This is a genomic window from Myroides sp. LJL115 (assembly GCF_054871665.1).
The window spans coordinates 1-11691 of the sequence record NZ_JBTXLS010000065.1 but is presented as its reverse complement, the minus strand read 5'-3'; the positions used below and the strand labels follow the sequence as shown (position 1 = coordinate 11691).

Annotated in this window: 6 protein-coding genes; 3 read left to right on the top strand and 3 right to left on the bottom strand. The window is 32.6% G+C overall.

Annotated features, from left to right (window positions below):
* Nucleotides 1-381: 381 nt before the first annotated feature.
* Nucleotides 382-963, bottom strand: coding sequence for a hypothetical protein (locus ACYSNX_RS12280; protein ID WP_461754960.1), 582 nt, complete (start codon nucleotides 961-963; stop codon nucleotides 382-384).
* A 657-nt stretch (nucleotides 964-1620) separates the two neighbouring features.
* Nucleotides 1621-2466 (bottom strand): EamA family transporter, encoded by an 846-nt coding sequence (locus ACYSNX_RS12275; RefSeq protein WP_461754959.1) that lies wholly within the window; start codon nucleotides 2464-2466, stop codon nucleotides 1621-1623.
* Between the two features lie 586 nt (nucleotides 2467-3052).
* Between ACYSNX_RS12275 and ACYSNX_RS12270 the strand changes: the two genes are divergently transcribed.
* Nucleotides 3053-4165, top strand: coding sequence for a hypothetical protein (locus tag ACYSNX_RS12270; protein ID WP_461754958.1), 1113 nt, complete (start codon nucleotides 3053-3055; stop codon nucleotides 4163-4165).
* Nucleotides 4166-4322: 157 nt separating this feature from the next.
* Nucleotides 4323-6101, top strand: a complete 1779-nt coding sequence (locus ACYSNX_RS12265) for an aminopeptidase P family protein (RefSeq protein ID WP_461754957.1) — start codon at nucleotides 4323-4325, stop codon at nucleotides 6099-6101.
* A gap of 190 nt (nucleotides 6102-6291) precedes the next feature.
* Here ACYSNX_RS12265 and ACYSNX_RS12260 read toward each other — a convergent pair whose 3' ends face one another.
* Nucleotides 6292-7146: a hypothetical protein gene (locus tag ACYSNX_RS12260; protein ID WP_461754956.1), complete on the bottom strand. Its 855-nt coding sequence runs from the start codon at nucleotides 7144-7146 to the stop codon at nucleotides 6292-6294.
* Between the two features lie 416 nt (nucleotides 7147-7562).
* Here ACYSNX_RS12260 and ACYSNX_RS12255 point away from each other — a divergent pair, with 416 nt between their 5' ends.
* On the top strand, nucleotides 7563-10997 hold the full coding sequence (locus tag ACYSNX_RS12255; RefSeq protein WP_461754955.1) for a methylmalonyl-CoA mutase family protein: 3435 nt from the start codon (nucleotides 7563-7565) through the stop codon (nucleotides 10995-10997).
* Nucleotides 10998-11691 lie beyond the last annotated feature (694 nt).

The window sequence follows — 11691 nt, the reverse complement described above, 5'->3', positions numbered from 1 at the left end:
GTTGTTCAGGTTTATACTGACTTATGTATTTTACAAAATTCAATATTTCTAAAGGAACACTCTTAGTTAAAAAATTTAACAAGAACAATATTGTCCCTGAAAAAGATTGTTTCCTTTCTCTACTAAAATACTTCTTATTCATTCTATATTCTTCTTTTAGAAAGGTACTAAAAATTTCTGTCTGTAGCTTCGTTAAAACTTTTTCGGAGAATTGTGTTTTCAATTATAAATGCCTTATTATCACGTAAATATACGTATTTTAATTCATAAAAACAAATTTAATACATTGAAAATCAAATAGTTAGCACTAACTTAATGACGTTGGTATGCCAGGTGGTGCGAAAGGTCGACTGAAGAAATAATCTTCAGTCTCCTATTCTATTAACTAGCACATTTAGGCTTGTTTTTATTGATTTCGTCTTGTAATTGACGACGTATTTTTTGTTCTCTTTCTAAAGATAGTCTTCTTAAATCTTCTAATTCATTTTCTGTTTCATCTAATTTACTTAAGGCATCTTTAGTGTGAGCATGGCTCTTTTTAAATCTTAGAAATAGAACAACTAAACTCGAGAAAAGGATTGCAATAATAGCTCCAATTAAATTTAGAAAAGTCCCCTTATTGGTAGCTATTCCAAATACCTCTAAATTGTTTTCTCTTGCTAAAGCATCTTGAAGTTCAAACTCCACTTTTTGCAATTCTGTACTTAATTGTTCTACGCTAGCTTTTTGTTTTAATACTTCGGCATTATTTAGATCAATTTCATTTTTTAACTCCTCTATAGAACTAGCAACGTTTCGTTGTAATAATTCTAATTTATCTTTTTTTACTACTTTAAAAGTTTGATAATTATTAGACTCTTGGATTAAATTACTAAACTGTTCGTTTACTGAATTTTTAGATTGTGCAAAGCAAAATGTTGTAAGAGCGAGTAGGGAGGCTGTTAGAATTAAGTGTCTTTTCATTAATTGTTTGTTTTTCATTTCATCGATAAAGGCTAATATAAGGCTATAATGAAATAGAAAGCTAATTTATTTGAAACGAACTAGCGTTTACAGTATAAATTAACAAAATTTTAATATTTATAAATAAGTCGATTGTAGAAATATATTGCAATGGTATTATTTAATTTTGAAGCAACTCCCTAAAAAGCATTGAATGAGTGAGTTTTGTTGTTGTTTGAAAGTAATAATACTTTCAAGGGAGTTGCTTATTATTCTAACTTTTTTAAAAGTTAAAGGTCAGTTGAGTAAGTTGACCTAAAGGAATAAGTTCAAAATTATTTAAAAAAATTACAAATGTTCTTTCTTTTGTATTATACCGCATTCTGTTAAGAGAAAGGGAATAACACCTCTTTAATTAAGGCAAAAAATCCTTGTTAAAGAGACTACGCAAGAGAGTCGATATAAAACTTTATTTGACGTTGTTACAATCGATAAAGGCAATTCCTATGCCAATAGATTATAAGTAGATAAAAGATTAAAATGTCTTTTTTAGAGATACAATTTGTGGAAATATTCCCCAAAGTAGTTATTTTATATGTAGAGAATGTCATAAAATTAACATTTTGTATCCTTGATAGGTATTACCGGTCTTATTTTCCTTACATAGTAAAACCTAGTTTAGTTTTTCGCACCAAACAGAGTTGTTCCTAAACTAGCAGTAATTACACAACAAACCGATATCCACTGTAAAAGGGTTAATTGTTCATGTAAAAAGATTAGTCCTGAAAAAGCAGCAAAAGCAGGTTGTAGACTTGTTAATATACTAAAGGTTTTGGCTGGTAGTTTACTTAATGCTACTAAATCTAAGGAGAATGGCAGTGCACTAGATAATACCGCAACTGCTAATCCCAATAATAATGTATTTGTAGTTAAGTTTTTAAGTTCTCCTGTGTAAATAACCACTGGCAACACAATTAAAGTAGCAATAATCATTCCGACAGCTAAAGCATTTTTAGTATCCATTTGTCTAGATACCTTACTTCCCATCACAATATAACAAGCCCAAAAAATACCAGCTAATAAAGCTAATGCTAACCCCACAATATCTACATTGTTTTGCTGCCAAGGCACAATAAGTAAGATTCCAGCACACGCAAATAAAGCCCAGAGGATATCTAGCGGCTTTTTAGAAAAGTATAAAGCTAAGAACAATGGGCCAACAAACTCAATGGTCACTCCTAATCCTAAGGGGATTCTTTGAATAGCTAAATAAAAAATCATATTCATCAAAGCAATAGAACCTCCATAGAAGAAACAGTATTTCCATTCTTTTTTTGTAAAAGTGGAAATTTTTGGTCTAATAATAATATTTAGTAAAATGGCAGATAAGCCAATTCTAAGGGTTGTAGTTCCAGTAGCTCCTAAAACAGGGAATAATTTCTTGGCTACGGATGCTCCTCCTTGTACGCACACCATAGAGGTTAAAGCGGCGCTAATGGCAGTTGCATTGCTTTGTTTTTTCATTTTTAATTTATTGATTAGTATAGGTTAAAGTTCTGTAATGTAGCCTTTTGTAGGTTAGCATTTTATTTTAGGAACAATTTAGAGTGTTTTTTGAGGTAAAAAGGCCTTTTAACGGGTTAAAACTACATAAAAAAAGCTTACAAAAGTCTTTTAAAATCGATTAGAAAAACTAGAAGATTATTTTTTATTTTACTCCTTTTAGGCAGAGACAGGAAAATAATTTTCTTATAAAATAGGAGCAAAACATTTTTTCCAAAAGATGCCTGCTTCATTAGGCAATTTTTTAGTTATATTGATGTAGTTGTTTGATAAACCTGGATAGTTGCTGATTTGTCTTTAGTGAGAAAGGATCTGCTGTTTTTTTGAAAATTTTAAAGACTAGGAGTTATGTAGGCTTAGATGTTAATAAAATAAATAAAAGAAAGAGGTTTTGTAGGCTTAAAAGACTAACAGCTTTAACTCTTTGAGATGTATTTAGTTAGCCTTTTTAAAAGCAGGATAAGAAGAGTTTTGAGTAATATATAAACAATAATATGTAGGTTAAGGCATTTAAATTATTTAATTTTATAGGAAATTGTTGAAAAGAATGAAAAATATATTTTTACTTATGTTTGTGGGCTTTCCTTTTGCTTTTTATGGGCAAAATAATTTAGAACATAGCCAGGATAGTTTATTAACTAAAATAGAAAAGTATAATCTACAGGGCAAGGAGTATTGTATAACTGAGCAAGTAGAAGAGGAGTTTATGCAGAAAACCTTTCATTTTCCTAAAGAATTTTCCAGTATTGAAAAGGATATTTCTCTTATTTCTCAAGTAGATACTCTTTTTGCTTCCTATGTCCAAGTAGATGAGGGTAAGGGAAGTGCTATGAAGCTTTACTATTTGCAGGATTCTCGAGTTAAAGGAATATTTCCTAATATAGATACAGTTAACGATAATCTAGCAAACTACCTTTTGTACGATGCTGGTATTCCAATTAAGAAGTATAGTATTAAGCCTTTTTATGATATACACTCATGGATAGAAGAAATGGTTTTTCAAGATTTTAATCGCCCTATGCAAGAACAACCTTTAGAAATTGATTCCATAAAGCAGAGCTATAAGATACAGGATCAATTTGCAAGTCATGGACAAAGGGTTATTACGCCTTGCTATAGTGTAGTGGAACAGAAAATTAGGGATAAGGATACTTCCCAAATGGAGTATGTTTTTTTAAGGTCAACTACAGCTAAGGTAGATAATTGGATTGTTATAGCTAAGAAATCTGGTGTTATTTGGGTTTACGATATAGTTAGTGATGCTAAGGATAATGGGTTAATTAGTTTACAAAAGGCCAGAATAAATAATATAGGTTTTGATCAGAAAAGAGTAGTTGTTTTTCAAGAGGATAAACAATTACTTTGGGGAGCTTATTTTGAACCCACTAGAAACTCTAAGTGGAATAAGACTAATCAATTTGAATTTGACTATAACAGAAAATCAGATAAAAAAGCTATTACAGCTAGAGTTGTTGTAGATTATGGCCAAGAACTAAATACACCTTTTTTCAAGATTGTTTTAGCCTTAACTCATAATCCCGAATACTTCAAAATTACAACTTCTTTAAATGATTTAGACTTTAGCCAAATTTGTAAAACCTTTGATTTTTCTATGAAATCGGATTTTAAAAATACTTACACATTAAAAGATAATCTGTAAAAGAGCAAAAGTAAAAAGGATTTATAGTTATGCTTTAGTATAAAGCGTGGCTGTGGTAAAATAAAAAAAAGGAATACTTAGCTAAAAAGCAATAATAATATTTTTTAAATTTGGCTTAATCCTTACCTTTAGCCAAGAAAATTTATACAAAAACCAAATGACTTATTTAGAAAAACTATCGCAATTACGCTCTGTAATGAAAGAGCAAGGGGTAGATGCTTATATTATTCCCTCTTCCGATCCTCATATTAGTGAGTACTTACCAGAACACTATAAATGTATAGCTTTCACAAGTGGATTTACTGGATCTGCTGGGACATTAGCTGTAACGCAAGATTTCGCAGGTTTATGGACAGATTCAAGATATTTTGTTCAAGCCGACAGTCAATTAAAAGACACTGGGTTTTCTTTAGTTAAAGTTAAAGTTCAAAATGCACCGGAGTTTGTAGATTGGATAGCTACAGTATTACATAAAGGAGATACAGTTGCTTTTGATGGTAACTTAGCTTCTTTAGGATTGGCTAACTATGTGAAATCTACTTTATTACCTTTAGGGATAAAAGTAGATGGGCATAAAGATTTACTTGACCCAATCTGGAAAGACAGACCTTCTTTACCTTTAGAACCTGTATATGCATTAGGTCAAAGTCAAACAGGAGAGTCAACTACAAGTAAACTTGCTCGTTTGAAAGATGAATTAAAAAAGCGTTCTATTGAGCACCACTTGGTTTCATCCTTAGATGATTTAGCTTGGTTGTTGAACATAAGAGGTACAGACGTAAAATGTAACCCTGTTACTTTAGGATTTGTGTATGTTAATCAAGACAAGACTATTTTATTTATTGATAATAAGAAAATTAGTCAGGAAGTAGCCAATGAGCTAAGTCAACATGAAGTAGAATTAAAACCATATGATAAGGTAAAGGAATTCTTAAGTGAACTACCGGCTGGTGATAAAATCCTTTTAGACCCAAAAAGAACTTGTTTCTCAGTTTATGACTCTGTGCCTTCTACTATGCAAATTGTAGAGGATATCAATCCAACAACTCATTTTAAATCAGTGAAAAATCCATTAGAGATTGAAAAAACCAGACAAGCAATGATTAACGATGGTATTGCAATGACTAAGTTTTTTATGTGGATAGAGCAAAATGTAGGTAGTGGAAAACTATCGGAGATGAGTATTGCGGATCATTTAGAATCCTTAAGAGCAGAACAGCCTGGTTTTAAATCAATCAGTTTTGATACTATTGCTGGATATAAAGCTCATGGAGCTTTGCCACACTATAAAGCAGAATTAGATAGTAATTCTACTTTGCAAAGTGATGGTTTATTATTAGTAGATTCAGGAGGACAGTACTTAAGTGGTACAACAGATATTACAAGAGTTGTTTCTTTAGGGAATATTACTGCAATGGAAAAACAAGATTATACTATTGTATTAAAAGGTATGATTGAGGGATCTATGGCTATATTCTTAAAAGGAATCAGAGGTTATCAAATTGATGCTATCGTAAGAAGACCAATTTGGGCTACTAAACGCAACTATTTACATGGGACAGGTCATGGTGTTGGATTTTTTATGAATGTTCACGAAGGACCTCACACATTTAATGGATCAGCAGTGGATATTGCAATTCAACCAGGGATGATTTCTTCTATTGAACCAGGACTTTATAGAGAAGGTCAATATGGTATTAGAATTGAAAACCTTGTTTTGGCAAGAGACTTAGAAACTACAGAGTTTGGAGATTTTATGGATTTTGAAACTTTGACAATTTGTTATATTGCTACAGATTTAGTAGATAAAACACTTTTAGCACAAGAGCATATTGATTGGCTAAATAATTATAATGCTTGGGTTTATACCCAATTAGAAGGGCACTTATCCTCAGAGGAGAAACAATGGCTTAAAGAAAAAACTTCTGCTATTTAATTAGATTATAGTAGTAAATAATAAGAAAAGGAGCTATCTCATAAAGGTTACCTAGCTGTCATTCAGGAGTAAATTATTAGGTATAATTTATATTTCAGATTAAATAATTAAATTATACTAAGTAAAGCACGATATTTATTAAGTAAAAAAGGGGCTGTCTTCAATTGTGAGACAACCCCTTTTCTTATTATTAGCAAGTAGGCAATGTATTATACCTTATTAAAGGTAGATTAATTTGCATGTTTTGCGTTAAATACTGGTTTAATTCTTCCCAATTGGAAAAACATAATTCCGTTGCTATTTTTTGTAAGTCCATATCGGAAAATAAAATAAGTTCTAAACCCTTTAGTACTCTTTCCTTTTGCTGTACAGTTGGAATGTCAAAACCAAAGTGTGTTTTGAAGTAATCGCTAAGTTGACCAGGAGTTACTTCCCATTTCTCACAAAGGCTATCTATGCAAGAGCTATGCTCTAAAGCAATTTGATTTTTAAGCTCCTTTAGATTTTTTGGATCTTTATAGGAGTTAATTACACTGTTTTTACTATTTAGGTGCTGTTGTGGGTTGGTTTGTACACTTACCAAATGAAGGGTTAAGTGCTTGTTTTTACTGTTTTGATTAATAAATCCGGTTATTAAGAAACTTTCCGTTTTATTGGGGTTGGTATAACAAGTGCAATTAAATAAGGTGTAAGAATCCTTTGAAGAAGTAGACCTAAAGCTATTTAATTGGCTTTGAATATATTTTAATAAGTGAGTTTGTTGGATAGTGCTATGCCCATCTAAACCTATATGACGAACAAGCTCATTGTTTTGGTCATAACAAAGTGTTGTAGTGAATATTTGCTTAGGGGTTTTGAAGTGTTCCTTTGCATTAGCATAATTTAGATCAATGATACAATTCAGTATAGTGTTAGACATGGAACTGAAATAATTGTGGTAAAAATGGTCCCAGGCTATACTTTGTTTTGGTATTGGCACTTTTTCAAAATGTGCCATAAAGCTATCCACCTTATTACATAAGGTTTCATAGTGTTGAATATTCATAAAGAGTTTTGTTTGGTTAGTTTTCAAGGGACAATGTATATAAAAATTGTCAACTTAGAAAATATTTTTGTTTTCTAAGCCGTCCTTTTACTGGCATTTAATGCTAATGTAGTATCTGATAAGAGCTGAAAATTTAACTTTGTGGAATGCATTAGGCATTTATGTTGGAGTTTTTTGAATAATTCTTAGCTATAAGGGGAGTTTATAGGTAATTATTCATCGAGTCTATCTTATAAAATTTTAGTAAAAACAGGAGTACTACAAGCAAAAGCAATTCTTTTTCTTAATAAAAATAACGCTTTGATTGTATTTGTTTAATTATTAGAAACTAAGTGCTTTAGTGCGAGGCAAAGCGACTTTCTTAGAAAATATTTTCCTATATTGCTAATCTACTAAAAAACTAAAAAACTATAATTATGCAACAAGTTACACCATATGTGCCTAAAAATAAGGTACGTATAGTTACTGCTGCCGCTTTATTCGATGGACATGACGCGGCTATAAATATCATGAGACGTATTATTCAAGCCACTGGATGTGAAGTAATCCATTTAGGACATGATAAGAGTGTGGAGGAGGTAGTAAATACAGCTATACAAGAAGATGCTAATGCAATTGCAATGACATCTTATCAAGGAGGACACAATGAGTACTTTAAATACATGTATGACCTTTTGCAAGAAAAAGGGGCAGGACACATTAAAATCGTTGGAGGCGGAGGTGGAGTAATTCTACCATCTGAGATTAAGGAGTTGATGGATTACGGAGTAACAAAAATATACTCTCCAGATGATGGCCGTGCCATGGGACTTCAAGGGATGATTAACGATATGATCCAAAAGGCAGATTATGGAACTTTGGATTTAGAATTACCAAAAGGAAAAGATGTATATACTTCTTTGGCCGATAAAGATATAACTACGATTTCTCGCCTAATTTCTTTAGCAGAAAATAAAGAAGAAGAGTTTTTAGAGATTTTTAAATTCGATCCAGAAAAACATAAAAACACACCAGTACTTGGTATAACCGGTACAGGAGGAGCAGGGAAGAGTTCCATGGTGGATGAATTAGTGAGACGATTTTTAATTGATTTCCCTACAAAAACGGTAGCTTTAGTTTCCGTAGACCCTTCTAAAAGGAAAACAGGAGGAGCTTTATTAGGAGATAGAATTCGTATGAACTCTATTGATAATCCTCGTGTGTATATGCGTTCTTTAGCTACTAGACAATCCAATTTAGCTTTATCTCGTTATGTAGAAGAGGCGCTTCAAGTTCTTCAAGTAGCCAATTACGATTTGATTATTTTAGAAACCTCTGGTATTGGGCAAAGTGATACAGAAATATTGGAGCACTCAGATGTTTCCTTATATATCATGACACCGGAATTTGGAGCAGCTACACAATTAGAGAAAATCGATATGTTAGATTTCGCTGATATAGTTGCTATCAATAAATTCGATAAGCGCGGGGCTTTGGACGCTATTAGAGATGTGAAAAAACAATTCCAACGTAACCATAATCTTTGGGATGAGGATCCAAATAGTATGCCTGTATTTGGTACAATTGCTTCGCAGTTTAATGACCCAGGAACAAATAAGCTTTATAAGGCTATTATCGATAAGATTAAAGAAAAAACAAAGGCCGATCTGAATTCTAGTTTTGAGATTACAGCTCAAATGAGTGAGAAAATATATGTAATTCCACCAAGTAGAACTAGATATTTGTCAGAAATTGCGGAAAATAATCGTTTGTATGACCAAAATGCGCTAAGTCAAAGTGAAGTGGCACAAAAGTTATATGGTATATTTAAAGCAATTGAGGCAGTTTGTGGTAAAGAACCTTTAATTGACAAAACAGGGATTGTAGAGTCTAGTGTTCTTTGTAAAAAAGAGGAAGATCTATTATTAGTTGGACTTTTATTGAAGGAATTTGATAAAGTAAAAATGAATTTAGACCCTTATAACTGGATTACTATTGTAGACTGGCCGCAAAAAGTAGCTAAATACAAAGATCCTGTGTATACCTTTAAGGTAAGGGATAAGTCCATTAATATTCAAACGCATTCTAAGAGCTTATCTCATTTAGATATTCCGAAAATTGCCCTTCCTAAATATAAAGCTTGGGGAGACATTTTAGAATGGATTCTTCAAGAGAACGTTCCTGGTGAATTCCCTTTTACAGCGGGATTATATCCTTTTAAACGCGAGGGAGAAGACCCTACAAGAATGTTTGCTGGAGAAGGTGGACCTGAGCGTACCAATAGAAGATTCCACTATGTATCTTTAGGTATGCCTGCAAAACGCTTATCTACTGCTTTTGACTCAGTAACCCTTTATGGGAATGACCCAGGAAACAGGCCTGATATATATGGTAAGATTGGAAATGCAGGAGTGTCTATTTGTTGTTTAGATGATGCTAAAAAGTTATATTCTGGTTTTAACCTTGCGCATGCTTTAACTTCTGTGTCTATGACCATTAATGGTCCAGCGCCTATGTTATTGGGCTTCTTTATGAATGCAGCTATTGATCAACAATGTGAACTATATATTAAGGAGAATAATTTAGAAGCAGAGGTAGAGCAAAAGATAGCAGCTATTTACAAGGCTAAAAATGTTCCTAGACCCCAATATAATGGAGAACTTCCTCAAGGTAATGATGGTCTTGGATTAATGCTTTTAGGAGTAACTGGAGATCAAGTACTACCTTTAGAAGTATACGAAAAGATAAAAAGGGATACCTTATCTCAAGTAAGAGGGACGGTGCAAGCGGATATTTTAAAAGAAGATCAAGCTCAAAATACTTGTATTTTCTCTACAGAATTTGCTCTTCGTTTAATGGGAGATGTACAAGAGTATTTCATCCAAAATAATGTAAGAAATTTCTATTCTGTTTCTATCTCAGGTTATCATATTGCTGAGGCAGGAGCTAATCCGATTACCCAGCTAGCCTTTACTTTAGCAAATGGCTTTACCTATGTGGAGTACTATTTAAGTAGAGGAATGGATATTAATGATTTCGGTCCAAACCTATCGTTTTTCTTTAGCAATGGAATTGACCCAGAGTATGCTGTGATTGGTCGGGTGGCTAGAAGAATTTGGGCAAAAGCATTAAAGAATAAATATGGGGCTAATGAGCGTGCTCAAATGCTAAAATACCATATTCAAACCTCTGGTAGATCATTACATGCTCAGGAAATTGACTTTAATGATATACGAACTACACTACAAGCTTTATATGCTATTTATGATAACTGTAATTCTTTGCATACAAATGCTTATGATGAAGCTATTACTACCCCTACGGAGGAATCAGTACGTAGAGCAATGGCGATTCAGTTAATTATCAATAAAGAGTTAGGTTTAGCTAAGAATGAAAATCCAATCCAAGGTTCTTTCATTATTGAAGAATTAACTCAATTAGTAGAACAAGCTGTATTGGAGGAGTTTGATCGTATTACAGAAAGAGGTGGAGTATTAGGTGCTATGGAAACTATGTATCAGCGCTCTAAAATCCAAGAAGAATCACTGTATTATGAAACCTTAAAACACAATGGTGAATTCCCTATCATTGGGGTAAATACGTTTTTAAGTTCTAAAGGTTCTCCTACTGTTGTACCAGCAGAGGTTATTCGTGCTACCGAGCAAGAAAAAGAGTTCCAAATTTTTACTAAAGAAAATTTAAACAAAGCCAACGCTGCTCAAGTGAGTAAGCAATTAAAGGATATTCAAAACATAGCTATAGAAAATGGAAATATTTTCGAAGCCTTAATGGAAGCTACTAAAGTATGTTCCTTAGGACAAATTACCGAAGCCTTATTTGAAGTAGGTGGACAATATAGAAGGAATATGTAATAAAATCTTAAGATAAGTAAAATTTCAGCCCATAAATAATAGATATTATTATTTATGGGCTATTTTTTTATTCTATTGTTAAGATGTTTTTGTTAAAATTTTTAGTTTTATCAAATAGTCTAGGGAAAGAGGAGGGTTTAATTTAACATTTGTGTTAATGATAATGCAGTAGTGATAAAACTATGAGTAGTAGGTGCTTATAGGCTAGGAATATCATAAAACTTATGTATATTGCTAAGGTATTTCAAAGGCAGTTAATGCTGTTTAAGAAAATATTTTCACAAAGTGATTTTAACAAAGAAACTAACCCTAACCAAAACTATATAAAGAAACAACTCTTAACCAGGTTGTTTTTTTGGAAGAGACGGCCTTTTTTGTCTCTTCGAAAAATTTAAGCCAGTAGTCCAAAAGCTACTGGCTTTTTTTATGTGTGCCCAGCATGGACAGTAACTCTAGGGTGCAAGTCCCGAACACGCCTTTACAACGGGAAGTGTTAGCCAAATGCAAGGGTGTCCATCGCAAGGTGGAATCTGAAGGAAGCGCTAGGCAAACCCTTGACCTGACGAACAGAAACTATATCAGGCCCAATAATATCGGATAAGGTTGCATAACAAACTAAAGTCCAAAGTTGTACGGAGATATTTAGGGTAAATATAGCAGGTATATGAGGGGAAAGTTACTGTTCTTACCTGGG